This window comes from Streptomyces sp. NBC_01255 (assembly GCF_036226445.1).
GTDB lineage: Bacteria > Actinomycetota > Actinomycetes > Streptomycetales > Streptomycetaceae > Streptomyces.
In genome coordinates this window covers 6,630,078-6,656,032 of sequence record NZ_CP108474.1, presented here as the reverse complement: position 1 = coordinate 6,656,032, position 25,955 = coordinate 6,630,078, and the positions used below count along the sequence as shown (strand labels likewise).

The following is a 25,955-nucleotide window of genomic DNA, read 5'->3' as shown; positions in this document are numbered from 1 at the left end:
TAATGGAGATGGAATTCTCATGACAGACGCTCTCAAGCGCCTCTCCGACGAAGGCGTCGCGATCTGGCTGGACGATCTCTCGCGCAAGCGGATCACGTCCGGCAACCTGGCCGAGCTCATCGACCAGAGTCACGTGGTCGGTGTGACCACGAACCCGTCGATCTTCCAGAAGGCCATCTCGCACGGTGACGGTTACGAGCAGCAGCTCGCCGACCTCGCCGCCCGCAAGGTGACCGTCGACGAGGCCATCCGCATGATCACGACGGCGGACGTCCGCGACGCCGCCGACATCCTGCGGCCGGTCTTCGAGGCGACCGACGGCCAGGACGGCCGGGTCTCCATCGAGGTCGACCCCCGTCTCGCCCACGAGACGGTCGCCACCATCGCCGAGGCCAAGCAGCTGGCCTGGCTGGTGGACCGTCCCAACACGCTCATCAAGATTCCGGCCACCAAGGCGGGTCTGCCGGCGATCACCGAGGTCATCGGCCTCGGCATCAGCGTCAACGTGACGCTGATCTTCTCGCTGGAGCGCTACCGCGCGGTCATGGACGCCTACCTGGCGGGTCTGGAGAAGGCCCGCGAGCGCGGCCTCGACCTGTCGAAGATCCACTCGGTGGCGTCCTTCTTCGTGTCCCGTGTGGACTCGGAGATCGACAAGCGCCTGGACGGCATCGGCACCGACGAGGCCAAGGCGCTCAAGGGCAAGGCCGCGCTGGCCAACGCCCGCCTGGCCTACGAGGCGTACGAGGAGGTCTTCTCCTCCGACCGCTGGGCGGCCCTCGACAAGGCGCAGGCCAACAAGCAGCGTCCGCTGTGGGCCTCGACTGGTGTCAAGGACCCGGCGTACAAGGACACGCTGTACGTCGTGGACCTGGTCGCCCCGGGCACGGTCAACACCATGCCGGAAGCCACCCTGGAGGCCACCGCCGACCACGGCGAGGTCTCCGGTGACACCGTGCGCGGCACGTACGACCAGTCCCGCGCGGAGCTGGCGGCCATCGAGAAGCTGGGCATCAGCTACGACGAGGTCGTGCAGCTTCTGGAGGACGAGGGCGTCGAGAAGTTCGAGGCGTCCTGGAACGACCTGCTCAAGTCCACCGAGGCGGAGCTCTCGCGCCGCGTACCTGCGGAGGCGTAAGCACTTTGAGCGCAGTCGACGGAGCCAACCCGCTCCGTGACGCCGCCGACCGACGGCTCCCGCGTATCGCGGGGCCGTCGGGCCTGGTGATCTTCGGCGTCACGGGCGATTTGTCCCGTAAGAAGCTGATGCCCGCCGTCTACGACCTGGCCAACCGCGGCCTGCTGCCGCCGGGCTTCTCGCTCGTCGGCTTCGCCCGCCGTGAGTGGCAGGACGAGGACTTCGCGCAGGAGGTCTACGAGGCCGTCAAGCAGCACGCGCGCACCCCGTTCCGCGAGGAGGTGTGGCAGCAGCTGATCCAGGGCATGCGGTTCGTCCAGGGTGACTTCGACGACGACGAGGCCTTCGAGAAGCTGAAGTCCACCGTCGAGGAGCTGGACAAGGCGCAGGGCACCGGCGGCAACTTCGCCTTCTACCTCTCCGTGCCGCCGAAGTTCTTCCCGCTGGTCGTCCAGCAGCTGAAGAAGCACGGCCTCGCCGACCAGAAGGACGGCTCCTGGCGCCGCGCGGTCATCGAGAAGCCCTTCGGGCACGACCTGGTCTCCGCCAAGGAGCTCAACGAGGTCGTCCACGAGGTCTTCCCGCCCGACGCGGTCTTCCGGATCGACCACTACCTCGGCAAGGAGACCGTCCAGAACATCCTGGCGCTCCGCTTCGCCAACACCCTCTTCGAGCCGATCTGGAACAGGTCGTACGTCGACCACGTCCAGATCACGATGGCCGAGGACATCGGCATCGGCGGCCGGGCCGGGTACTACGACGGCATCGGCGCCGCCCGTGACGTCATCCAGAACCACCTGCTCCAGCTGCTCGCGCTGACCGCGATGGAGGAGCCCGCCTCCTTCGACGCCGACGCGCTCGCCGCCGAGAAGACCAAGGTCCTCGGCGCGGTGAAGCTCCCCAAGGACCTGGGCGAGACCACGGTCCGCGGCCAGTACGCGGCCGGGTGGCAGGGCGGCGAGAAGGCCGTCGGCTACCTCCAGGAAGACGGCATCGACCCCCAGTCGAAGACCGACACCTACGCGGCCGTGAAGCTGGAGATCGACAACCGCCGCTGGGCGGGTGTCCCCTTCTACCTCCGTACGGGCAAGCGCCTCGGCCGCCGCGTCACGGAGATCGCGGTCGTCTTCCAGCGCGCCCCGCACTCCCCCTTCGACCACACCGCGACCGAGGAACTCGGCCGCAACGCCATCGTGATCCGGGTCCAGCCGGACGAGGGCGTGACGGTGCGGTTCGGCTCCAAGGTGCCCGGCACCCAGATGGAGATCCGGGACGTGTCGATGGACTTCGCGTACGGCGAGTCCTTCACGGAGTCCAGCCCCGAGGCGTACGAGCGGCTCATCCTCGACGTCCTGCTCGGCGACTCGAACCTCTTCCCGCGGGTCGAGGAGGTCGAGCTGTCCTGGAAGATCCTCGACCCGATCGAGCAGTTCTGGGACAAGCACGGCAAGCCCGCGCAGTACCAGTCCGGGACCTGGGGTCCGGTCGAGGCGGACGAGATGCTCGCACGAGACGGACGGAGCTGGCGCCGGCCATGAAGACCGACCTGACGGACACCACGTCATCCAAGATCAACAAGGCGCTGGTGCTCGGGCGGCGGGCGATCGGCACGCCGGCCGTCGGCATGGTGCTCACCCTCGTCATCGTCACCGACGAGGAGAACGCCTACGACGCGCTGAAGGCGGCAAACGAGGCGTCCCGCGAGCACCCCTCGCGGACCCTCGTCGTCATCAAGCGGGTCTCGCGCTCGCCGCGGGACCGCGCCAAGGCACGACTCGACGCCGAGGTCCGCCTCGGCGCCGACGCCAGTACCGGCGAAACGGTTGTCCTCCGGCTGTACGGCGAGGTCGTCGACCACGCCCAGTCGGTGGTGCTTCCGCTGCTCCTCCCGGACGCCCCCGTCGTCGTCTGGTGGCCGGTGAACGCGCCGACCGACCCGGCGAACGACCCGCTGGGCGCGCTCGCCCAGCGCCGGGTGACCGACACGTACGCCGCCGAGCAGCCCATCCAGGAGCTGACGGCGCGGGCGGACACGTACACCCCGGGCGACACGGACCTCTCGTGGACCCGGATCACCCCGTGGCGCTCGATGCTCGCCGCCGCGCTCGACCAGGTCGTGTGCGAGGTCACCTCGGCCGAGGTCGAGGGCGAGGAGTTCAATCCCAGCGTCGAGCTGCTCGCGATGTGGCTGGCCGAGCGGCTGAAGGTGCCGGTGCGGCGCTCCAAGTCGGCGGGGCCCGGTCTCACCTCCGTACGGATGGAGACCAGCTCCGGCCCGATCGTGCTCGACCGGCCGGACGGCTCGCTCGCGACGCTCTCCATCCAGGGTCAGCCGGACCGTGGCGTGGCGCTCAAGCGCCGGGACACGGCCGAGCTGATCGCGGAGGAGCTGCGCCGGCTCGACCCGGACGACACCTACGCGACGGCGCTCAAGTTCGGTCTCGAACGGCTCGACGAGGAGGCGGCGACCGTCGCTCCCGAGCAGGTCGACGAGCCCGTCGCCGAGGCGGTCGTGGTCGTGGAGTCGGCGGCCCCAGCTTCCGCGAAGCCCGCCGCGAAGAAGGCCCCGGCCAAGAAGGCGGCGGCCAAGTGAGCACCCCTCAGCTGGTCGTCCACCGCGACAAGGAGCTGATGGCGCAGGCGGCGGCAGCCCGGCTGATCACGAAGATCGTGGACGCCCAGGCCACCCGCGGCTCCGCCTCGGTGGTGCTGACCGGCGGACGCAACGGCAACGGCCTGCTGGCCGCGCTGGGCACGGCGCCCGCCCGGGACGCGATCGACTGGTCGCGGCTCGACCTGTGGTGGGGCGACGAGCGCTTCCTGCCCGAGGGCGATCCCGAGCGGAACGTCACCCAGGCCCGTGAGGCGCTGCTCGACCGGGTGCCCCTCGACCCGGCGCGGGTGCACGCCATGCCGGCCTCGGACGGACCGTACGGCGCCGATGTCGACGCCGCCGCGGCCGCGTACGCGGAGGAGCTGGCCGCCGCCACGGGTCCCGGTGACCACGGGCGGGTGCCGACCTTCGACGTGCTGATGCTGGGCGTCGGCCCGGACACGCACGTGGCCTCGCTCTTCCCCGAGCTGCCGGGGGTCCGCGAGACCGAGCGGACGGTGGTCGGGGTGCACGGCGCTCCCAAGCCCCCGCCGCTCCGGGTCTCCCTGACGCTCCCGGCGATCAGGGCGGCCAAGGAGGTCTGGCTGCTCGCGGCCGGCGAGGACAAGGCGAAGGCCGCGGCGATCGCGCTGTCGGGCGCGGGCGAGGTGCAGGCCCCGGCGGCGGGCGCCTACGGCCGCTCGCGCACGCTGTGGCTGCTCGACGCGGCCGCGGCCTCGGAGCTGCCGCGGAGCCTGTATCCGCCGGCTTCCGCCTGATTTCCCTACCTGGAGGCCCGGTTCACTGCTCGGTGGACCGGGCCTCCGGCGTCGGTACGGGCTCGATGAAGGGCGCGAGGAGGTCCGGTACGGCCTCGGCGGCGAAGGTCAGGCCCTGGCTCTCGCCCGCGTCGTAGATGTCGTACGCGCCCTCGCCGGCAGCTGTCGTCGCGGTCAGGGTGAGGAGGCCCGCGCGGCGCTGGAAGTACGACTGCTTGACGGTCCAGCCGATGACGCCGGAGCGCTGCAGGGCGACCGTGGCGCGCCGGACCGTGCCCGAACGGGCCACCAGATAGTCGCCGCTGACGCCGTGTCCGAGACTGCGGTACGCGTCGAGGGCGAGGAGCACGGCGAGCGGGGTGAGGACGACAGCGCAGCCCGCCGCCACGTACAGCAGGACCGGGGTGAGGAGGAGCCCGAGGCCGACGAGGAGGGCGACCGGGGCCGCTACGGTCCACAGGGCCCAGCGCAGCCGGCGGGTGCGGGCGGCGCGGGGGTGGGCGGCGAGCGGCGTCCCGGTGGGCGGCTCCGGCTCGCGCAGGACCTGGGCGGCGACCCGGTCGGCGAGCTCCCGGGGTACGGCGGGCAGCAGGGTCTTGAGGTCGGTGTGCTTGTCCCCGTCGTCCTTGGCGAGGCCGGTGGCGACGGCGTCGACGCGGGCGGCCCCGCACAGGCGCACCCCGAGCGGCTCGACGACCTCGATCCCGCGCAGCCGGCGCTCCTCGATGGAGACCGAGCGTGCGGTGAGGAGCCCGCGGCGGACGCGCAGGGTGCCGCCGGGCTCGCGCTCCAGGCGGTAGTTCCACCACATCTCGACCCAGAGCCCGAGGGCACCGACGGCTCCAACGACGGTGGCGATGAGGACCAGGTCGACGAGCATCCAGGTGAGGGAGACGTCCCGGAAGCGGTCCCCTATCCAGTCGATGACCTCGGCCTGGGCGCCGAACCACTCGCTGACCTGCATGACGGATCCGGCCGCCGCGCCGCCGAGGGCCGGGGCGAGGAAGGAGACCGGGGCGTAGCGGATCCAGCGCGGGTCGACGGTGGCGAGGGCACCGTCGTCGGGCAGGCCGGCGGGGTCGGTGGCGGCGCGGGCAAGGAGCTCGTGGCGGAGGAGCTCGCCCTCGGCGCGGGTGACCAGGTCGAGTTCGAGCGTGGACTCGCTGCCGCCGGTGCTCTCACCGGTGCCGATGCGGACCTTGACGAGGCCGAGGACCCGCTGGAGGGGGTTGGCGGTGAGGTCGACGCTGCGGATGCGCTCGCGGGCCAGGGAGCGGCGTTTGATCAGCAGGAGCCCGGTGTGGAGTTCGACCCGCTCGGGACCGATGCGGTAGCGGGTACGGCGCAAGCGGACGTAGTCGACGAGGGTGCCGCCGAGGACGAGGAGGAAGGCTCCGGCGAGGACCCAGGAGAGGGCCTGCCACAGTGGCCTGGATCCGGCGAGGCCGAGGGTCGTGGGCAGGCCGGCGCCGCCGGCCACACCGCACAGGACGGCGGCGGTGGCCAGGAGCATGCGCCGGTCGAGGCGCCGCCACACCTCGCCGGGGCCGTCGCCCGGGCCCTCGCCGGGGCCCTTCCCGCGCGGCCCGTCGGCGTCGCCTATGCCGCCGTCGCGCAGGTCCTCGCCGGGTCCGGCCTCGTTCATGTGGCGTCCCCGGGGGTGGCCTGGGTGAGGGCCGTGAGCCGTTCGCCGAGCTCGGCGGCGAGCTCGTGGTCGAGGCCCTCGATCCGCAGGGCGCCCTTCGAGGAGGCGGTCGTCACCGTGACGGTGCCGAGCCGGAAGAGCTGCTCCAGCGGGCCTCGTACGGTGTCGACCGTCTGGATCCGGGACATCGGGGCGATCCGCCACTCCTGCCAGAGGGCCCCGGTGCGGACGTAGACGGCCTCGTCGGTGACCTCCCAGCGGTGCACCCGGAACCACCAGGCGGGGAAGAACGCGGCGCAGCCGAGGCCGAGGGCCGCGACGGCCCCGGCCGCGAGCAGCAGCCAGAACCGGGCGGGCCCGATGAGCGCGCCGAGGACGGCGAGGATCACCACCGGCACGGCGGTGGTCACCAGGAGCCGGCTCCGCCACCAGGCGACGGCCCGCTCGTCCACGGCGTTCCTGGGCGGCCGCAGCCGCACCGCGTTCTCCCCCGTCATGCGATCAGCCCCGGTCGCGCAGCGCGCGGTAGGCCGAGACGAGCCCGGCGGTCGAGCTGTCGAGCTGCTCGCCGCCCTCGCCGTCGGTCAGGACCGGTTCGATCTTCTTGGCGAGGACCTTGCCGAGTTCGACGCCCCACTGGTCGAAGGAGTCGATGTTCCAGATCGCGCCCTGGACGAAGACCTTGTGCTCGTAGAGCGCGATCAGCTGGCCGAGGACGGACGGGGTGAGCGCGTCGGCCAGGATCGTGGTGGTCGGGTGGTTGCCCTGGAAGGTCTTGTGCGGGACGAGCTCCTCGGCGACCCCTTCGGCCCGTACCTCCTCGGGCGTCTTGCCGAAGGCGAGCGCCTGGGTCTGGGCGAAGAAGTTGGCCATCAACAGGTCGTGCTGGGCGACGAGGCCGGGGAGCAGGTCGTCGACGGGACGGGCGAAGCCGATGAAGTCGGCCGGGATGACCTTGGTGCCCTGGTGGATCAACTGGTAGTAGGCGTGCTGCCCGTTGGTGCCGGGGGTGCCCCAGACGACGGGTCCGGTCTGCCAGTCGACCGGGTTGCCCTCGCGGTCCACCGACTTGCCGTTGGACTCCATGTCGAGCTGCTGGAGGTAGGCGGTGAACTTGGACAGGTAGTGGGAGTACGGCAGGACGGCGTGCGACTGGGCGTCGAAGAACGCGCCGTACCAGACGCCGAGGAGGCCGAGCAGCAGCGGCGCGTTCTCCTCGGGCGGGGCGGTGCGGAAGTGCTCGTCGACGAGGTGGAAGCCGTCGAGCATCTCGCGGAAGCGGTCCGGGCCGATGGCGATCATCAGGGAGAGGCCGATGGCGGAGTCGTAGGAGTAGCGGCCGCCGACCCAGTCCCAGAACTCGAACATGTTCGCGGTGTCGATGCCGAACTCGGCGACCTTCTCGGCGTTGGTCGAGAGGGCCACGAAGTGCTTGGCGACGGCCTCCTGGTCGGCGCGCAGGCCGGTGAGGAGCCAGTTGCGGGCGGAGGTGGCGTTGGTGATCGTCTCGATGGTGGTGAAGGTCTTCGAGGCGACGATGAAGAGGGTCTCGGCCGGGTCGAGGTCGCGGACGGCCTCGTGGAGGTCGGCGCCGTCCACGTTGGAGACGAAACGGAGCGTCAGGTCCCGCTGGGTGAAGGAGCGCAGGACCTCGTAGGCCATGGCGGGGCCGAGGTCGGAGCCGCCGATGCCGATGTTCACGATGTTCTTGACCGGCTTGCCGGTGTGGCCGGTCCACTCGCCCGCGCGGACCTTGTCGGCGAAGGCGCCCATCTTGTCGAGGACGGCGTGGACGCCGGGGACGACGTTCTCCCCGTCGACCTCGATCACGGCCTCGCGCGGGGCGCGCAGCGCGGTGTGGAGGACCGCGCGGTCCTCGGTGGTGTTGATCTTCTCGCCGCGGAACATGGCGTCGCGCAGCTCGGCCACGCCGGTGGCGGCGGCGAGTTCGCGCAGCAGGGTCAGCGTCTCGTCGGTGACGAGGTGCTTGGAGTAGTCCAGATAGAGGTCGCCGACCCGCAGGGTGTGGCCGGTGCCGCGCGCCGGGTCCGCGGCGAAGAGCTCGCGCAGATGGGTCTCGCCCAGCTGCTCACGGTGCTTGCCGAGGGCCGCCCACTCGGGCAGCCGGTTCAGCCTGGTGCGGCCTTCGTTGTTCATCTCGGACATCGCCCACTTCTTCTCGTATGTCTGCCCCGCTGCCCCTCCAACCTAATTGATCAGGGGAGCCAACGACGCTACGGCGAGCGCGAACAGTGCCGCCGCGAGGAGGGCGGGTGTGTGCGGTCCCCAGCCGGCGGCCGCGGCGCCGCCGAGGAGGGCCCCGAGCGGAGCGCCCGCGACGGCGAGGGTGCGGAAGGCCGCGGAGATGCGGCCGAGCATCCCGTCGGGGGCGCGCTCCTGCATGAGGGTCGTCTGGTTGACGTTCCACACCGTCCCCATGAGACCGAACACCGCCATGGCCGCGATCGATACCGCGAGGGCGGGGACGGCGCCCATCAGGACCAGGCAGGCCGTCTGGACCGTCCCGGCGAGGGCGACGGCGCGTATGCGTCCGGTCCGCTCGGCGATGCGGCGGGCGAGGAGGCCGCCGGCGACGCCGCCGACCGCGTAGGCGGTGATGGTGGCCGCGTATGCGGCGTTTCCGGCGTTTCCGGCCTGGCGCCCGTCCGTCACGTGGACGACGAGGGTGGCGATGAGGGCGCCCATGCCGATGTTGCAGAGGGTGGTGGCCGTGCAGAGCCATCGCAGGGGCCGGTCCCGGCGGAGCGTGGCGAGCCCTTCGGCCATCTCCTTGCGGAGGGTGGACCCGGCCGGGCGGGGAGGCCGCTCGGGTGCCCCGGTCCGCAGGGAGGCGATGAGGAGCGCGGCGAGGACGTAGGTGGCGGCGTCGGCCACGTACGGCACGGCGTCCCCGGCGAGGAGCAGGGCGGGCACCAGGGGCGCGGCGAGGAGGCCGCCCGCGAACTGCTGACCGGTCATCAGGCGGGCGTTGGCCGCGGCCAGGGCCTCGGTGGGGACGAGGGCGGGGAGCAGGGCCGTGGCGGCGTTGTCGAAGAGGGTCTGCAAGGTCGTGAGGGCGAAGGCGAGGACGAGCAGCAGGGCGACCGTGGCGTGTCCGAGCGCGACGGCCACGGCGAACGCGGCCATGAGCGCGCCGCGGACGAGGTCGACCGCCCACATGGCCCGCCGCTGGTCGACCCGGTCCGCGATGGCTCCGCCGAGGAGTCCGAAGAGCAGCCAGGGCAGGAAGCCGCAGGCGGTGACGGAGGCGATGAGGAGGGGGTCGTCGGTGAGCGAGGCGGCGAGCAGGGGCAGGGCGGCGGTGCGCAGCGAGTCGCCGAACCGGGAGACGATCGCGGCCGTCCACAACCGTCCGAAGCCGCCTCGCCAGTCGGGTACGGCGCTTGCCGCCACTGCTTCCGTCGCCGTCATGGCGCCCCCCTGCGTCCGTGATCCCCTGCCCGACCGACCGTATGGGACGCCACTGACAACGCCGGTTCAGTGCACGCTCAGTGCCGCTCAGTACCCGCCGCGGTGCAGCCGGCCCTCGTAGCGGGCTTCGAGGAGCGCGTTGCGTTCGTGGCCGCCGGGGATGTTGGCGGAGACGTACACGGGCGGTTCGTGGCCCTCGGCGAGGAGCAGGGCGACGGCTTCGGCGACGGTCATCTGGACGAGGAGCGAGGAGGTGAGGGTGGAGATCCCGCACAGTCCGCCGCCGCCGGGGAGCGGGAGGACGGCGTCGCCGGTGGGGGCGCAGTTGTCGAGGACGGCGTCGGCGAGGTCGGCGAGCCGCCTGCCGCTCGGGTGGAGGGCGGGGACGGCGTGGGTGTGTTCGAGCGAGGTGAGGGCGACGAGCCGGTGTCCGGCCGCGGTGACCTTGAGGGCGAGGTCGACGATCGCGTTGTTGACGCCGGAGTTGGAGATGATGACGAACAGGTCCTGCGGGCGGGGGCCGGCGAGGGCGTAGAGCCGGTCGGCGAGGCCCGGGGAGCGTTCGAGGAGGGGGTCGGCGAGGACGGCGGGGTCCTCGCCGCCGCGCAGGACGAGGTCGGCGAGGGAGATCCGGCTGGTGGGGACGAGGCCCCCGGCCCGGCCCGCGATCTCCAGGGCGGCGGCCTGGGAGTGGCCGGTTCCGAAGGCGTGGATCACCCCGTCGGCGGCGACGCAGTCGGCGAGGAGCCGGGCGGCGAGGGGGACGGTGTCCTTGTTGGCGGCGACGGCGCGGTCGACGGCGCCGCGGGCGTGGTCGGCGAACCGGTCGGCGCCGAGGTCGGGTCGAGGCAGGGCGGCGGACATGACGAGGCCTCCACTGGTTCAGTGAACCCATATCTTCTGAGCTACATGAATCAATGAACCAGTCAGGGTGACGCGCCGTCAAGGGACCCGGCCAGGCGGGCGAGTGCCACCGCGCCCGCCACCCCGTCCGGTACGGGCACGGGGACGAGGCCCCACTCCCGTACTCCCTCCGCGAGCCGGCCGAGCAGCGGGCCGCCCGGGCCGACGAGGCCGCCCGTGACCACCAGCGGCTCACCGGGCCGCGGATCCAACGCCCGGACCGTGGCGCACAGCTCGGCCCCCGCCCGGTCGAGGAGCTCCAGCGCCGGGCCGTCCCCGGCCGCCGCCGCGCCGACCACGAGCGGGCTCAGCGCCGCGAGCCGGACCGGATGCGCCTCGTACGCGTACCGCACGACGTCCTCCTTGCCGGGCCCGCCGCACACCTCGCCCACCGGCCCGGCGAGCGCGGTCCGCGGCCCGCGGCCGTCCAGGGCGCGCAGCACCGCCCGCACCGCCTCCCGGCCGAGCCAGAAGCCGCTGCCCGCGTCCCCGAGGAGCCAGCCGTCGCCGTCCGCGACCCGGACGGCACGGCGCCGCTCCACGCGCGCGGCGGCGGCGCCCGTCCCGGCGATCAGGACGAGCCCGTCGGCCGGGGCGCCCGGTCCGGCCGCGAAGGCGACCTCCGCGTCCCCGTACACCTCGACCGCGCCAGGCGCCGCCCCCACCGCGTCGAGGGCCCGGCCGAGCGCCGTCTCGGCCCGCCCCCGCCCCGCACCCTCTCCCCCGCCGGCGAAACCGGCCACGACGGCCCGGACGCGCCGCCCCGCGCCCTCGGGCAGCGCCTCCCGCAGGGCGTCCGTGAGGTGACGGGCCAGCGCCGCGGGCGCGACGCTCAGCGCGTTGCCCGGACCGCCCGCGCCCTCACCGAGGACCGGACCGCCCGCCGCGTCCGCGAGCCGCGCCCTGATCCGCGTGCCGCCCGCGTCGATCCCGACCACCCATGGGCGGTCCGCATGAATCCTGGATTCGCTCATCAGCCCGCATGGTGGTTGATAGATTCACCGCACGACAAGACCCGCCACGCAACGACACGACGGACCGAAGGCGCGCCCGCATGATCACCGCACAGATCCGCTCCGAACTGCCCAGGCTGTCCGGCTCCTTGCGCAAGGTCGGCGTCTGGGTCCTGGAGCGCCCGCACTACGTCCCGAAGTCGTCCGCCTCCGAGGTGGGGCAGCGGACCGGGACGTCCCAGGCCACCGTCACCCGCTTCTGCCAGGCCCTGGGCCTCGCGTCCTACCGGGACCTGCAGTACGAACTCGCCAAGGAGCAGGGCCAGGTGGGCTCCGAGGAGCCGGAACCCCGCCCGCTCGGCCCGGACATCGGCCCCGACGACCCGCTCGACCGGCTCGTCTCCGTCGTCGCGCGGGCCGACCTCCAGGCGCTGCGCAGGACCGTGGAGAGCCTCGACCTCGACGCCCTGGACCGGGCCGCCCGGACGCTCGCCGCGGCCCGCCGGATCGACGTCTACGGGGTCGGCGGCTCCGGCGTGATCGCCCTGGAGGCCGAGGCCCGGCTCTTCGGCATCGGCTGCGACGCCCGCGCCCGGACCGAGGTGCACGCGGCGGAGACCTCGGCGGCCCTGCTGACCCCCGCCGACGCGGTCGTCGCCTTCTCCCACTCGGGCGCCACCCGGGAGGTCCTCGGCCCGCTGCGGCTCGCCGCCGAGCGCGGCGCGGCCACGATCGCGGTCACCGGCGATCCCCGCTCCCCCGTCGCCCGCGCGGCCGGCGTCCACCTCGGCTCGACCTCCGCCGAGACCGGCTTCCGCCGCGGCGGCTTCGGCACGCGCCACTCGGTCCTGCTGATCGTGGACTGCCTCTACGCGCGCGTGGCACAGCTGACGTACGGCAGGGCGACGGCGTCCCTGGCGCTCACCGCGCACATCGCCGACGGCCACCGCTGAAGCGCTGAAGCGCGGCGAAGGAACCGACGGGAGACGGCGAACGGGCCTTGCCCGCGAACAGAGTTCGCAGGCAAGGCCCGTTCGTCACATCGTCACACCACGCTTAGATCTCGCCGCGCAGCTTGGCCAGCGCCTCGGCGAGGATCGCCTCGCCGTCCGCGTCGCTGCGCCGCTCCCGCACATAGGCGAGATGGGTCTTGTACGGCTCCGTGCGCGGCGGGTCCGGCGGGTTGTCCCGGTCCTGACCTGCCGGAAAGCCGCAGCGGGGGCAGTCCCAGGTCTCCGGGATCGCCGCGTCGCTGGCGAAGCTCGGCTGCGTCTCGTGCCCGTTCGAGCACCAGAAGGAGATGCGGGCGCGCGGCGCCGATTCGCCCCGCTCGGCCTCGCCCATCGGCCCCGCTCCGACCCGGCTTCCCCGGATCGCGTTGCCACTTGCCACGGTCGTAACTCCCTGCGTGATGGTGCTCGAAGATGCCCCAGTCTACGTAAGGCCCAACGCGCGTCCAGTGATTGGAGTTACCCGTCCAACTTCATCAGCAGACCAAGTACCACAATGCAGGCGAACCAGAGCAGACCGACCACAACCGTGATCCGGTCCAGGTTGCGCTCGGCGACCGAGGAGCCGCCGACGGACGACTGCATGCCGCCACCGAACATGTCGGAGAGACCGCCGCCCTTTCCCTTGTGCATCAGTACGAGCAGCATCAGCAGCCCGCTGAAGACGAGCAGGGCGATCGAGAACCCCATAACCACGGCTGGACCAACTTCCTCGGACTTATACGGACGGGGGCCGGGCACCTGCCCGACCCCCGCTAGGGTACGACGTAACTCCGCTACCGCATACTCACTGGTCGCGGAAGCGCGCGATCTTGACGAACTCCTCGGCGTCCAGCGCCGCACCGCCCACCAGGGCGCCGTCGACGTCCGGCTGCGCCATGATCGCGGCCACGTTGCCGGCCTTGACCGAGCCGCCGTACTGGATGCGGACCTTGTCGGCCAGCTCCTGCGAGTACAGCTCCGCGAGACGGCCGCGGATCGCCCCGCAGACCTCCTGCGCGTCCTCGGGGGTGGCGACCTCGCCGGTGCCGATGGCCCACACCGGCTCGTACGCGATCACGATGGTCTCGGCCTGCTCGGCCGGGACGTCCTTCAGACCGCCGTCGAGCTGGGCGAGGGTGTACTCGACCTGCTGACCGGCCTTGCGGATGTCCAGGCCCTCGCCGACGCAGAGGATCGGGGTCACGCCGTGCTTGAAGGCGGCCTTCACCTTCGCGTTGCAGACCTCGTCGTTCTCGGCGTGGTACTGGCGGCGCTCGGAGTGGCCGACGGCCACGTAGGCGCAGTTGAACTTCGCCAGCATCGCGCCCGAGATCTCACCGGTGTAGGCACCGGAGTCGTGCGCCGAGAGGTCCTGGGCGCCGTACTTGATCTTGAGCTTGTCGCCGTCGATCAGGGTCTGGACGGACCGCAGGTCGGTGAAGGGGACCAGGACGGCGACCTCACAGGCGTCGTAGTCCTTGTCGGTCAGGGCGAAGGCGAGCTTCTGGACGTGGGCGATGGCCTCAAGGTGGTTGAGGTTCATCTTCCAGTTGCCCGCCATCAGCGGAGTGCGAGTGCTCATTTAGGGGTCAGTCCTCCAGTGCGGCGAGGCCGGGAAGCGTCTTGCCCTCGAGGTACTCGAGGGAGGCGCCGCCGCCGGTCGAAATGTGGCCGAATGCCTTCTCGTCGAAGCCCAGGATGCGGACGGCGGCGGCGGAGTCGCCACCACCGACCACCGTGAACGCCGGGGAGTCGACGAGCGCCTGGGCGACGGCCTTGGTGCCCTCGGCGTAGTCGGGGTGCTCGAAGACGCCCATCGGACCGTTCCAGAAGACGGTTCCCGCGTCGGCGAGCTTCGAGGCGTAGAGCTTACGGGTCTCCGGACCGATGTCCAGGCCCTCCTCGTCCGCCGGGATGGCGTCCGCGGCGACCGTGGTCGGGTTGGCCGGGGCCTTGGTCTTGAGGTCCGGGAACTCGGCCGAGACCAGGACGTCGACGGGGAGCACGAACTCCACCCCGCGGGCCTTGGCGCGCTCCAGGTACTCCAGGACCGCCGGGATCTGGTCCTTCTGGAGCAGCGAGATGCCGACCTCGTGGCCCTGGGCCTTGAGGAAGGTGTACGCCATGCCGCCGCCGATGAGGATGCGGTCGGCCTTCTCCAGGAGGTGGTCGATGACCCCGAGCTTGTCGGAGACCTTGGCGCCGCCGAGCGCGACCACGTACGGCCGCCGGACGTCGTCCGTGAGCTTCTTCAGGACGCCGACCTCGGTGGCGATGAGGTAGCCCGCGGCGTGCGGGAGGCGCGCCGGCAGGTCGAAGACCGAGGCGTGCTTGCGGTGCACGGCGCCGAAGCCGTCGCCGACGTACACGTCGGCCAGCGCGGCCAGCCGGTCCGCGAAGGCGCCGCGCTCGGCGTCGTCCTTCGAGGTCTCGCCGGCGTTGAACCGGAGGTTCTCGATCACGGCGACCTGACCGTCGGCGAGGCCGCCGACGGTCGCGGTGGCGGACTCGCCGACGGTGTCGGTCGCGAAGGCCACCTCGGCACCGAGCAGCTCGCCGAGGCGAGCGGCGGCCGGGGCGAGGGAGAACGCCGGGTCCGGGGCGCCCTTCGGGCGGCCCAGGTGCGAGGCGACCACGACGCGGGCACCCGCGTCGGCGAGCGCCTTCACCGTGGGGACGACGGCGCGGATGCGGCCGTCGTCGGTGATGGTCGTGCCGTCGAGGGGCACGTTGAGGTCGGCGCGGACGAACACCCGCTTGCCGGAGACGCCTTCGGCGAGAAGCTCGTCGATCGTCTTCATCTGTCACAGACTCCTTGGTACGCGGTGGAGCACACGAGACAGGGCTCGTACAGCGCGGCGTTGCGCTGCCCGAGCCCTGCTCACATCGAAAGCCTGCCCTGAAGTTTAGAGCTGGCCGCCGACGAAGACGGTGAGGTCGACGAGACGGTTGGAGTAACCCCACTCGTTGTCGTACCAACCCAGGATCTTCACCGTGTTGCCGTCCTGGACCATCGTCAGGGAGGCGTCGAAGGTGCAGGAGGCCGGGTCGCTCACGATGTCCGAGGACACGATCGGGTCCTCGGTGTAGTACAGGATGCCCTTGAGGTCGCCGTCGTCGGCGGCCTTCTTGAACGCGGCGTTGACCTCGTCCTTGGTGACCTCGCGGTCCAGGGTGACGACCAGGTCGGTGGCGGAACCGGTCGGGACCGGGACGCGCATCGCGATGCCGTCGAGCTTGCCCTTGAGCTGCGGGAGGACCAGGGCGGTGGCCTTGGCGGCACCGGTCGTGGTCGGGATGATGTTCTCCGCGGCGGCGCGGGCGCGGCGCAGGTCCTTGTGCGGGAAGTCCAGGATGCGCTGGTCGTTGGTGTACGCGTGGACCGTGGTCATCAGGCCCTTGACGATGCCGAAGTTCTCGTCGAGAACCTTCGCCATCGGCGCGACACAGTTGGTGGTGCAGGACGCGTTCGAGATGACGTGGTGCTTGGCCGCGTCGTACTTGTCCTGGTTGACGCCCATGACGATCGTGATGTCCTCGTCGCTGGCCGGAGCCGAGATGAGGACCTTCTTGGCGCCACCGGCGATGTGCTTCTCGGCGTCGGCCTTCTTGGTGAAGATGCCGGTCGACTCGATGACGATGTCGACGCCCAGCTCGCCCCACGGGATGTCGGCCGGGTTGCGCTCGGAGAGCACCTTGATGGTGCGGCCGTCGACGGTGATGGTGTCGGCGGTGTGGGTGACCTCGGCCTTGAGGCGTCCCAGGATGGTGTCGTACTTCAGAAGGTGCGCGGTGGTCGCGGTGTCACCCAGGTCGTTGACGGCCACGATCTCGATGTCAGCACCCTGATCAAGGAGCGCGCGGAAGTAGTTCCGGCCGATGCGGCCAAAGCCGTTGATGCCTACGCGGATCGTCACGAACCGATCTCCTCGTTAGGTACGCCGGTGTGCTCGACGCCGGCGAGATTTTTGTTTTTAGGGATGTCCCCGACCGCTTACGACCCTACCTCTCCGGGGGCCGCGGAGTGACATCGACCGCATCCGCGCGTGCCCGGAAAGTGAGGGAACAAGGCCGACGGCCCGTACCTACCAACGGGTACGGGCCGTCATGGGACCTTTGTCCCCACTACTCTCCGTCAGCGCCGGAGCACCGCGAGGGCGCGGCCCAGGAGCCGTCCCCGGTCGGTCGCACCCGGCACGTGCTCCAGGCCGTAGCCGAGGAGGACGGTGTCACGCGTGGTGACCGCGGCCTGGGAGTGGAAGAGCGCCGCGGAGCGCGTCCAGTCCGTGCCGTTGCCGGGGCTGCCGGCCGGTGCGCCCGGTACGGACCAGGCGCCGAGGCCGGTCTCGAAGCCCTCCGCCACCGTGGTGGTGCCGGTGACGAGCCGGGTGTCGTCGACGAAGGCGCCGGTCTCTCCGGTACCGGGGTCGGAGACGTACGAGATCGAGAGCTCGACCTGCTTGCCCGCCCAGGCGCTCAGGTCGACGGACGCCTGCCGCCAGCCGTTGGAGGGGCCGGTGAAGGCGTTCCAGGAGCCGGTGGTGCCGGTGGCCGCGCAGCCGTCCTCGCCGACGGTGAGGTAGCGGGCGAGGAAGGGGTGGTCCTGGACGTAGTAGCCCTCGCCGCAGTCGGCCGGGGGCGCGGTGGACGTGCCGCCGTTGGCGTCGGGCAGCGTGGTCCAGTCGTCCTGGCCGACGGTGTGGGCCTCCACGACGAGGTTGTCGTAGCCGGGCTCGGTGTCGTAGCTGACCTGGAAGTCGAGGCGCGGCGCGGCCGCGGCGGCGACGCCGGTGAGGTCGACGGTCCTGCTGAGCCGGGCCCAGGTGCCGTCGGAGTGCTTGACGGCCGCGAAGGTCGCGCCCTCTGCGGGCTCGAAGGGGGTGCGGATGCCCGGGTAGTCACCGGCGGAGGCGCTGCTCGCGAACTGCGGGAACTCCTTCGGCTTCAGGGTGTCCGAGGTGACGGTGTACGCGCCGGCGTTGTCCAGCGGGTTGTCGGCGGCGCCGCCGAGGCTCGCGCCGACGCCCGCGAAGGCGCCGGTGCCGGCGAAGGCGGGCGGCTGTCCGAGGCCCGCGCGGTGGTAGGCGCCGAGGTAGTACTGGGCGAAGTCGTTGGTCTCGGCCCGGCCGACCTGGGTGAGTCCGCCGGACTTCTCGCCGGCGTTGATCAGCTTGCCGCCCTCGTTGAGGTAGGCGCGGACCGCGAGCTGGGTGGGCCCGGAGGGCTGCTCGGCGCCGGTGTACCAGACGACGGTACGGAAGTGGGAGAGCACGCCGAGGGCGTCAGGAGTGCCCTGGGTGGCGACGTCCCAGACGGCGGCGGAGCGGCCGTTGGCGGCGAGCGCCTTCACGTACGCGGCGGTGTGCCGTGCCGCGGTGGTGCCGCCCTCGTCGGCGAGGACGAGCACGTCGCCGCGCGGGCGCTCGGCCACCTTGTAGGTGAAGGGGGCGGAGGCGGTGGTCCGGCCCTCCCGGGTGCGGGCGGTGAACCAGACCTCGACGGAGTCGCCGGGCCGGGCGTCCTCGACCTCGGCGCGGTACTCGTCGAAGTAGAGGTTGTCCTCGCCGCCGTAGGTCTCGCCGCCCTTCCAGGCGTCGAGCTCCTCGCTGTGCGTGCGGCCGCCGTTGATCCGGTACTTCAGGGTCTTGCCGCGCAGGGACTTGCGCGCGGTGACGGCGACCTCCTGCTCCCCGCCGCGGGCGTAGGAGGTGGTGAAGGCGGCCGGGGTGAAGTCGGGGGCCTCGATGCCGACCGGGGAGACGGGCCGGTCCGGGCGGGCCGCGCTCTCGGCGACGGCGAGCGCGAAGGGGATGTTCTTGGCGAACTCGGCCTGGATCAGCTTCTCGTCGTCCGGGAAGGTGAAGACGGAGGCGCAGTCGGCCGGGTTCCAGGCGTCGTTCGGGTCGACCCGGGAGGCGGTGGCGCAGGTCGACATCTCCGGGGTGAACATCTGCATCCCGTTGACGTTGGCCGCGTGTCCGTCGGCCTCGCCGTTGGTGATGTACAGCTCCGAGGAGACCTGCGGCCGGTAGCCGGGCACGGCGGAGTTCTGCGGGGTGCCGGCGAGGGCCTTGAGTGCCACGTCGTCGGGGGTGTCGGTGGCGACCTGCCAGCCGACGCCGTACAGCAGGAGCTGGGCGGCCGAGTGGTAGTTGATGCCGTACGAGAAGCCGATCCGCTTCTGGAAGGCGTCCAGGGCCTTGGTCTCGGGCTCCGACATGGGGCCGGTGCCGCGGAAGGTCTCGTCGGCCGGGTCGGGGGACGAGCCCTCGTTGTCGTAGCCCCACTTGTAGGCGAAGTTGCGGTTGAGGTCGACGCCGTCGCCCGGCGCGATCCGCCCGTCGCCGTCGTTGTCACGGAGGTTCTTGCGCCACTGCCGGTTGTCGGGGTCGGCGTGGGTGAAGTCGTAGCCGTCCGGATTGGCGGAGAGCACGAACCACAGCTCGGTGGTGTCGACGATCCGGGTGATCCGCTCGTCCTTGCCGTAGCCGGCGAGGTAGTGGTGGAGCAGCCTCCGGTTCATCTCCGGGGTGATCCACTCGCGCGCGTGCTGGTTGGACAGGTACAGAGTGGCGGGCTTCGAGCCGTCCTTGACCCGGGTGGCGCCCTTGCTGACCTTGAGGGCGAGGATGTCCTGGCCCTTGAGGGTCTTGCCGATCGAGACGACCTTGGTGATGCCGGGGTTGGCCCGGGCGGTGTCGAGGAGCTCCTGCTTCAGGCCGTTCGGGCCGCTGTACGGCCGGAAGACGCCGTCGCCGGCGGCGGCGACCCGCTGCTCGGCCCGCTGGGTCAGGGTGTGCTCGGCGAGCTCGACGCCCTGACCGCGCAGCTGCCCGGCCTGCCGGTCGGTGAGGAAGAGCTCGACCGTCGCGGAGCCCTTGTCGGGCACCTGCTCGGTCATCTCGTGGGCGTCGGCTCCGGCCTCGAGAAGCAGCGGAACCTGCTCCTGGGTGACCTCGGCCCGCCATACGGAGAGGGCGTCGCCGCCGTCCCGGTCGTTCGGCTGCGCTCCGGCGACGGGTGCCGTCGCCACTCCCGCGATCAGCAGTGAAGCCGCGGCGAGGATCGATCTCGCTCTGCGTCTCATGAGCCCCCCTTGCTATTGCCTGTCACGAAGGTGAACAGACGCCAGGCTCATGGGCGCTCATGGGCCTGTCAAGGGTGCCTCGCGGGTGGACGAAAAAGCTGCCGGTGCCTCAGAAAGGCACCGGCAGCGCGGAGTTCGGGATTCCGGACGCTCGACCGGTCCGGTCAGCCGACGAGGCTGTCGTCGAGCTCCTCGGTCAGGTTGGACTCGGTCCCGGGAATGCCCAGGTCCTGCGCCCGCTTGTCCGCCATCGCGAGCAGCCGGCGGATCCGCCCGGCCACCGCGTCCTTCGTCAGCGGCGGGTCGGCGAGCGCGCCCAGCTCCTCCAGGGAGGCCTGCTTGTGCTCCATGCGGAGCCGGCCCGCGGCGGCGAGGTGCTCGGGCACCTCCTCCGCGAGAATCTCCAGGGCGCGCTGCACCCGGGCCCCCGCGGCCACCGCGGCGCGCGCCGAGCGGCGCAGGTTGGCGTCGTCGAAGTTGGCCAGGCGGTTGGCGGTGGCGCGGACCTCGCGCCGCATCCGCCGCTCCTCCCAGGCCAGCACCGACTCGTGCGCGCCCAGCCGGGTCAGCAGGGCGCCGATCGCGTCGCCGTCGCGGACGACGACCCGGTCCACGCCCCGCACCTCGCGGGCCTTCGCCGCGATGGAGAGCCGGCGGGCCGCGCCGACCAGGGCGAGCGCCGCCTCCGGTCCCGGGCAGGTGACCTCCAGCGAGGAGGACCTGCCGGGCTCGGTCAGCGAGCCGTGGGCGAGGAAGGCGCCGCGCCAGGCCGCCTCCGCGTCACAGGTCGCGCCGGAGACCACCTGCGGGGGGAGACCCCGGATGGGGCGGCCCCTGCCGTCCACGAGGCCCGTCTGGCGGGCCAGCTGGTCGCCGCCTGCCACCACCCGCACCACGAAGCGCGAGCCGCGCCGCAGCCCGCCGGGGGCCATCACGATCAGTTCGGAACTGTGTCCGAAGATCTCCAGAATGTCCCGCTTCAGGCGGCGCGCCGCCATCGCCGTGTCCAGCTCCGCCTCGATCACGATGCGGCCGCTCACCAGGTGCAGCCCGCCCGCGAACCGCAGGATCGACGAGACCTCTGCCTTCCTGCAGCAGGTCCGGGTGACGGGAAGCCGGGAGATCTCGTCCTTCACCGCTGCCGTCATCGCCATGGGCCGATCCTTCCATGCATCCGAAAAATACGGTCGTACGCGGCGGCCAACAGCTCCGGGTCATGCTTCGCGGAGCCGTCGGGCCCGGCCACCGGCGCCAGCTCGACCGCGGCACCGAGCCGCTTGGCGGCATCGGCGAGGGACTCGCGATCGGGCACGGCAGCCTCGTCGGCGAGCACCACGTCCAGGGCGAGTTTAGGGGCGTGTCGTCCCAAAACCTCCAAATGACGCTGCGGAGAGAAGCCCTCTGTTTCTCCGGGTTGCGGAGCGAGGTTCAGCGAGAGCACCTTCCGGGCCTTCGTCTCCACGAGCGCGTCGAGGATTTCGGGCACGAGAAGGTGCGGGATCACGGAGGAGAACCAGGAGCCCGGACCCACGACCACCCAGTCCGCGTCGAGCACGGCCGCGACCGCCTCGGGCACGGCCGGCGGGTCGTGCGGCACGAGGTGGACGGACTGCACGTCACCCGGGGTGAGCGCCACCGTCGCCTGACCGCACACGGTGTCCACGTCGTCCGGCCGCTCCGGGTCGTGCCCCTTGACCAGGGCCTGGAGCTCCAGCGGTACGGCGGACATGGGCAGCACCCGGCCCTGGGCGCCGAGCAGCCTGCCCACCAGGTCCAGGGCCTGCACGGGATCGCCGAGCTGCTCCCAGAGGGCGACGATCAGCAGATTGCCGACGGCGTGACCGTGCATCTCGCCCTTGGACTGGAAGCGGTGCTGGATCACCCGGGCCCAGGTCTGGCCCCAGTCGTCGTCCCCACAGAGCGCGGCGAGCGCCTTGCGCAGGTCGCCAGGGGGCAGCACGCCGAGCTCCTCCCGGAGCCGGCCGCTGGAGCCCCCGTCGTCGGCGACGGTGACGACGGCGGTGAGGTCGCCGGTGATCCGGCGGAGGGCGGCCAGGGAGGCCGACAGGCCCATGCCGCCGCCCAGCGCGACGACCTTCGGCTGGGCGCCGCGCCTGCGGAGCGCGCGCCGCGGCGTGAGGGTGGAGGCGCGGCGACGGTACGGCTTCACTCGCGCCCCATGTCCCGGTGCACGACGACGGTCTCGACCCCTTCGGCGGCGATGCGGGCGGCGAGCCGCTCGGCGGTGGCGACGGAGCGGTGCTTGCCGCCGGTGCAGCCCACGGCGATGGTCACGTACCGCTTGCCCTCACGGCGGTAGCCCGCGGCGATCAGCTGGAGGAGCTCCGTGTAGCGGTCCAGGAACTCCTTGGCGCCGGGCTGGTTGTAGACGTAGTTCGACACCTCCTCGTTGAGGCCGGTGAAGGGGCGCAGCTCGGGGACCCAGTGGGGGTTCGGCAGGAAGCGCATGTCGACGACGAGGTCGGCGTCGACGGGCAGGCCGTACTTGAAGCCGAAGGACATGACGGTGGCCCGGAGCTCGGGCTCATCGTCCCCGGCGAACTGGGCGTCCATCTTGGCGCGCAGCTCGTGGACGTTGAGGCTGGAGGTGTCGATCACCAGGTCGGCGTCGCCGCGCAGCTCGCGCAGCAGGTCCCGCTCGGCGGCGATGCCGTCGGTGATCCGGCCGTCGCCCTGGAGGGGGTGCGGCCTGCGGACCGACTCGAAGCGCCGGACCAGGGCGTCGTCGGACGACTCCAGGAAGACGATCCGGCGGGTGACCTGCTTGGAGTCGAGGTCGGCCAGGGACTCCCTGAGGTTGTCGAAGAACTGCCGGCCGCGGACGTCCACGACGACGGCGATCCGGGCGACGTTGCCCTGGGAGCGGGCGCCGAGCTCCACCATGGTGGGGATCAGCGCGGGCGGCAGATTGTCCACGACGAACCAGCCGAGGTCCTCCAGGCACTTCGCCGCGGTGGACCGGCCGGCTCCGGACATGCCGGAGATGATCACCAGCTCGGGAATGGCCGCCTCGGCGCCGTTGTCGCCGGGGGTCTCCTTCGTGCCCGTACTCACGTGTCCTGCTCCGTCTCGGTCGTGCTGGTCGTTCTGGTCCTGCGGGTCCTGCTGTGCCTGCTGGTCCTGCTGATCGTTCCGGTCGTTCTCGTCCGGCTGGTCGCTGTGCTGCTCTTGCGCGGTCATGCCGTGCCGCCCCCGTCGTCTTCCATGATCTCTCCTGTCGCCGTGTTCACGGCGGGTGCGGCCGGGGCCGCCTGGGCGAGGGCCACGACCACCGATTCCGCGGTCTTCCGGCCCATGCCGGGGACCTCGCAGATCTGCTCGATTGTCGCCTGCCGGAGCCGCTTCACCGAGCCGAAATGCTTGATCAACGCCTGTTTCCGTGTGTCGCCGAGGCCGGGGACGGCGTCCAGGGGGCTGGTCCGGATGCGTTTCGTCCGCTTGGAGCGCTGGTAGCGGATGGCGAAGTCGTGAGCCGTGTCACGTACCCGCTGGAGGAGGTAGAGGCCCTCGCTGGAGCGGGGCAGCACCACCGGGTCGTCGTCGCCGGGGAGCCAGACCTCCTCCAGGCGCTTGGCGAGCCCGCAGACCGCGATGTCGGTGATGCCGAGCTCGTCGAGGGCGCGCCGGGCGGCGGCGACCTGCGGCTGCCCGCCGTCGACCACCAGGAGCTGAGGCGGGTACGCGAAGCGCTTGGGCCGCCCGTCGTCCTCGGCCGGCACCTCGCCATCGGCCCCGTCCCCGTCGACCCACTCGCCGGTCTTCTCCTTCTCGGCGAGATAGCGCTTGAAGCGGCGGCTGATCACCTCGTGCATCGAGCGGACGTCGTCCTGGCCCTCGAAGCCCTTGATCTGGAAGCGGCGGTACTCGCTCTTGCGGGGCAGCCCGTCCTCGAAGACGACCATCGAGGCCACGACGTCCTCACCCTGCAGGTGCGAGATGTCGAAGCACTCGATCCGCAGCGGCGCCGAGTCCAGGTCCAGGGCGTCGGCGATCTCCTCCAGGGCCCGGGAGCGGGTGGTCAGGTCGCTGGCGCGCTTGGTCTTGTGCAGGACGAGCGCCTGCTGCGCGTTGCGCGCGACCATCGCCATCAGGTCCTTCTTGTCGCCGCGCTGCGGGATCCGCAGCGAGACGTTGGAGCCGCGCCGGCCGGCGAGCCAGGCGGTGACGGCCTCGGTGTCCTCCGGCAGCGCCGGGACCAGGACCTCCTTGGGGACCGTGTCGCCGCTCTCCTCCCCGTACAGCTGCTGGATCGCGTGCTCGACGAGCCCGGCCGTGTCGACGGCCTCGACCTTGTCGGTGACCCAGCCGCGCTGGCCACGCACACGTCCGCCGCGCACGTGGAAGATCTGGACGGCGGCTTCCAGCTCGTCCTCGGCGAGGGCGATCAGGTCGGCGTCCGTGGCATCGGCGAGGACGACCGCGCTCTTCTCCATGGCCCGGCGCAGGGCCTCTATGTCGTCACGGAGCCGGGCGGCCTTCTCGTACTCCATGTCCTCGGCGGCGATCATCATCTGCTTCTCGAGCCGGCGGATGTACGTGCCGGTGCGGCCGGCCATGAAGTCGCAGAACTCCTCGGCCAGTTCGCGGTGCTCGTCGGGTGTGACGCGGCCGACGCAGGGCGCCGAGCACTTGCCGATGTAGCCGAGGAGACAGGGGCGGCCGGCCGAAGCGGCGTTCCGGAAGACCCCCGCCGAGCAGGTCCGCACCGGGAAGACCCGCAGCATCAGGTCGACGGTCTCGCGGATCGCCCACGCGTGCGCGTACGGCCCGAAGTAGCGCACGCCCTTCTTCTTGTGGCCGCGCAGGACCTGGACGCGCGGGAACTCCTCGTCGAGCGTGACCGCGAGGTACGGATAACTCTTGTCGTCCCGGTACTTCACGTTGAACCGGGGGTCGTACTCCTTGATCCAGGAGTACTCCAGCTGGAGCGCCTCGACCTCGGTCGAGACGACGGTCCACTCCAGGGAGGCGGCGGTCGTCACCATGGTGGCCGTGCGCGGGTGCAGGCTCACGAGCGGCTGGAAGTAGTTCGCCAGCCGCTGACGCAGGGACTTCGCCTTGCCGACGTAGATCACCCGGCGGTGCTCGTCGCGGAATTTGTAGACCCCCGGCGAGTCGGGGATCTGCCCCGGCTTGGGGCGGTAGCTGGAGGGGTCTGCCATGCTCCCCACCCTACTGGCGGGGACCGACACTCCGGCCTCGCGCGCTCGTTGGCGAAGCATGGCGAATCAGCTGGCGGGACGGGTGTGTGTGATCACGGGCGCGGCGAGCGGGATCGGCCGGGCGACGACGAAGCGTTTCCTCTCCGAGGGGGCACGGGTCGTGGCCGCGGACCTCGACGGGGACGGTCTCGCGACGCTGGAGGGGGTCGTCCCCGTGATCGGCGACGTCTCCCTTGTGGAGGACGCCCGGCGGATGATCGAAACCGCGGTGGAGCGCTTCGGACGGCTCGACGTGCTCGTGGCCAACGCCGGCGTCATCCCGCTCCTCGACATCACGGAGGCCGAGCCGGCGGACTTCGACGCGGTCATGGCCGTCGACGGCCGGGGCATGTTCCTGACCTGCAAGTACGCGATCGAGGCGATGCTCGTCTCGGGCGGCGGGGCGATCGTGTGCACGTCGTCGATCTCGGGGGTCGCCGGGCAGGCACGGCAGGCGGTCTACGGCCCGGCGAAGTTCGTGGCGAGCGGGCTCACCTAGCACCTGGCGGTGGAGTGGGCGGAGCGCGGGATCCGGGTGAACGCGGTGGCCCCGGGCACGATCGAGACGGAGCGGGTCGCGGCCGCCCGCGTGGAGCCCGGCGGCCCGGAGTACCTCTCGGAGGTCCTCCGGGCCCACCCGATGGCCCGCTTCGGCACGCCGGAGGAGGTGGCGGCCGCGATCCTCTTCCTGGCCTCGGACGAAGCGTCCTTCATCACAGGCGCGATCCTCCCGGTAGACGGCGGCTACCTGTCCCGCTGACCGCCCGCCCCCACGCCCGGCGGCCCCCGAAGGCTGCCCGCACTCCGCCCACCTGCGTGGACCCGCACCGCGCAGGGCGTTGGCCCCCGGCGGAAACCCGCGGCCCGCAGGACGTTCCCACCCTCGCGGGGACCCGCACCCCGCAGGACGTCACCCACCCCCGCGTGCGCCGCACCCACCCCCCGTGTGGGCAATCGTCCCGCTGGGCGGGACGGGTGGGCACACGGGACGGCGCCCTTCGCGGGCGCCTCCGCTCCCTGCGCCTACCCGCACCACGAGCGCGGCGCGCACATGGTGCGGGTCCAGGCCCGGAAGCCTAGGCCCGGCAAGGGGCGCCGTCCCGTTGTGCCCACCCGTCCCGCCCCAGCGGGACGAATGCCCACAACGGGGGGCGGGGCGGCACCGCCCGTACCTCCCACAACGGGGGGCGGGGCGGCACCGCCCGTACCTC

At 71.8% G+C, this 25,955-nt stretch carries 21 protein-coding genes and 1 pseudogene; 6 read left to right on the top strand and 16 right to left on the bottom strand.

All coding sequences use genetic code 11. The annotated features are described in order from the left end of the window. The first annotated feature begins 19 nt into the window (after window positions 1-19). The 4 genes from tal to pgl are packed head-to-tail and all read left to right on the top strand — an operon-like array spanning window position 20 to window position 4,510. Complete coding sequence (gene tal / locus OG357_RS30100) at window positions 20-1,138, top strand: transaldolase (protein WP_329624123.1); 1,119 nt, start codon at window positions 20-22, stop codon at window positions 1,136-1,138. Window positions 1,139-1,143: 5 nt separating this feature from the next. Further along, window positions 1,144-2,676, top strand: a complete 1,533-nt coding sequence (zwf, locus tag OG357_RS30095) for a glucose-6-phosphate dehydrogenase (protein WP_329624122.1) — start codon at window positions 1,144-1,146, stop codon at window positions 2,674-2,676. Continuing rightward, window positions 2,673-3,731: a glucose-6-phosphate dehydrogenase assembly protein OpcA gene (gene opcA, locus OG357_RS30090; protein ID WP_329624121.1), complete on the top strand. Its 1,059-nt coding sequence runs from the start codon at window positions 2,673-2,675 to the stop codon at window positions 3,729-3,731. The genes zwf and opcA overlap by 4 nt, the downstream gene beginning before the upstream one ends. Next, the gene (pgl, locus tag OG357_RS30085; protein WP_317594176.1) at window positions 3,728-4,510 is read left to right on the top strand and encodes a 6-phosphogluconolactonase; all 783 of its coding nucleotides are present in this window, start codon (window positions 3,728-3,730) and stop codon (window positions 4,508-4,510) included. The genes opcA and pgl overlap by 4 nt, the downstream gene beginning before the upstream one ends. A 22-nt stretch (window positions 4,511-4,532) precedes the next feature. Here the strand turns inward: pgl and OG357_RS30080 are convergent, their stop codons facing one another. The 6 genes from OG357_RS30080 to OG357_RS30055 form a co-directional block, all read right to left on the bottom strand. After that, entirely contained in the window at window positions 4,533-6,023 is a 1,491-nt protein-coding gene (locus OG357_RS30080) for a PH domain-containing protein (RefSeq protein WP_329625742.1), read from the bottom strand. Between the two features lie 128 nt (window positions 6,024-6,151). Beyond that, window positions 6,152-6,652: a PH domain-containing protein gene (locus tag OG357_RS30075; protein ID WP_329624120.1), complete on the bottom strand. Its 501-nt coding sequence runs from the start codon at window positions 6,650-6,652 to the stop codon at window positions 6,152-6,154. Between the two features lie 4 nt (window positions 6,653-6,656). Further along, window positions 6,657-8,312 (bottom strand): glucose-6-phosphate isomerase, encoded by a 1,656-nt coding sequence (pgi, locus tag OG357_RS30070; RefSeq protein WP_329625741.1) that lies wholly within the window; start codon window positions 8,310-8,312, stop codon window positions 6,657-6,659. Between the two features lie 51 nt (window positions 8,313-8,363). Further along, entirely contained in the window at window positions 8,364-9,587 is a 1,224-nt protein-coding gene (locus OG357_RS30065) for an MFS transporter (protein WP_329624119.1), read from the bottom strand. 87 nt (window positions 9,588-9,674) lie between these two features. Next, window positions 9,675-10,451: an SIS domain-containing protein gene (locus tag OG357_RS30060; RefSeq protein WP_329624118.1), complete on the bottom strand. Its 777-nt coding sequence runs from the start codon at window positions 10,449-10,451 to the stop codon at window positions 9,675-9,677. A gap of 62 nt (window positions 10,452-10,513) precedes the next feature. Continuing rightward, window positions 10,514-11,464, bottom strand: a complete 951-nt coding sequence (locus OG357_RS30055; protein WP_329624117.1) for an N-acetylglucosamine kinase — start codon at window positions 11,462-11,464, stop codon at window positions 10,514-10,516. A gap of 80 nt (window positions 11,465-11,544) precedes the next feature. On the opposite strand from OG357_RS30055, the gene OG357_RS30050 reads away from it, so the two are divergent. Then, entirely contained in the window at window positions 11,545-12,396 is an 852-nt protein-coding gene (locus OG357_RS30050; protein ID WP_329624116.1) for a MurR/RpiR family transcriptional regulator, read from the top strand. A gap of 103 nt (window positions 12,397-12,499) precedes the next feature. Here the strand turns inward: OG357_RS30050 and OG357_RS30045 are convergent, their stop codons facing one another. The 10 genes from OG357_RS30045 to uvrC form a co-directional block, all read right to left on the bottom strand. Then, complete coding sequence (locus OG357_RS30045; protein ID WP_071891222.1) at window positions 12,500-12,835, bottom strand: RNA polymerase-binding protein RbpA; 336 nt, start codon at window positions 12,833-12,835, stop codon at window positions 12,500-12,502. 77 nt (window positions 12,836-12,912) lie between these two features. Beyond that, window positions 12,913-13,143 (bottom strand): preprotein translocase subunit SecG, encoded by a 231-nt coding sequence (gene secG, locus OG357_RS30040; RefSeq protein WP_024758014.1) that lies wholly within the window; start codon window positions 13,141-13,143, stop codon window positions 12,913-12,915. A gap of 97 nt (window positions 13,144-13,240) precedes the next feature. After that, window positions 13,241-14,017 (bottom strand): triose-phosphate isomerase, encoded by a 777-nt coding sequence (gene tpiA, locus OG357_RS30035; protein ID WP_329624115.1) that lies wholly within the window; start codon window positions 14,015-14,017, stop codon window positions 13,241-13,243. Between the two features lie 7 nt (window positions 14,018-14,024). Beyond that, window positions 14,025-15,236 (bottom strand): phosphoglycerate kinase, encoded by a 1,212-nt coding sequence (locus tag OG357_RS30030; protein WP_329624114.1) that lies wholly within the window; start codon window positions 15,234-15,236, stop codon window positions 14,025-14,027. A gap of 105 nt (window positions 15,237-15,341) precedes the next feature. Continuing rightward, on the bottom strand, window positions 15,342-16,352 hold the full coding sequence (gene gap, locus OG357_RS30025) for a type I glyceraldehyde-3-phosphate dehydrogenase (protein WP_024758017.1): 1,011 nt from the start codon (window positions 16,350-16,352) through the stop codon (window positions 15,342-15,344). 218 nt (window positions 16,353-16,570) lie between these two features. Then, on the bottom strand, window positions 16,571-19,522 hold the full coding sequence (locus OG357_RS30020) for a M14 family metallopeptidase (RefSeq protein WP_329624113.1): 2,952 nt from the start codon (window positions 19,520-19,522) through the stop codon (window positions 16,571-16,573). A 164-nt stretch (window positions 19,523-19,686) separates the two neighbouring features. Next, window positions 19,687-20,676, bottom strand: a complete 990-nt coding sequence (whiA, locus tag OG357_RS30015) for a DNA-binding protein WhiA (RefSeq protein WP_017238652.1) — start codon at window positions 20,674-20,676, stop codon at window positions 19,687-19,689. Next, entirely contained in the window at window positions 20,667-21,692 is a 1,026-nt protein-coding gene (locus OG357_RS30010; RefSeq protein ID WP_329624112.1) for a gluconeogenesis factor YvcK family protein, read from the bottom strand. The genes whiA and OG357_RS30010 overlap by 10 nt, the downstream gene beginning before the upstream one ends. Continuing rightward, window positions 21,689-22,723, bottom strand: a complete 1,035-nt coding sequence (gene rapZ, locus OG357_RS30005; protein WP_329624111.1) for an RNase adapter RapZ — start codon at window positions 22,721-22,723, stop codon at window positions 21,689-21,691. The genes OG357_RS30010 and rapZ overlap by 4 nt, the downstream gene beginning before the upstream one ends. Next, on the bottom strand, window positions 22,720-24,705 hold the full coding sequence (uvrC, locus tag OG357_RS30000; RefSeq protein ID WP_329624110.1) for an excinuclease ABC subunit UvrC: 1,986 nt from the start codon (window positions 24,703-24,705) through the stop codon (window positions 22,720-22,722). The genes rapZ and uvrC overlap by 4 nt, the downstream gene beginning before the upstream one ends. Here uvrC and OG357_RS29995 point away from each other — a divergent pair. Further along, window positions 24,704-25,504: pseudogene (locus OG357_RS29995) on the top strand (SDR family NAD(P)-dependent oxidoreductase). The gene uvrC and the pseudogene OG357_RS29995 sit on opposite strands and share 2 nt — an antisense overlap. Window positions 25,505-25,955 lie beyond the last annotated feature (451 nt).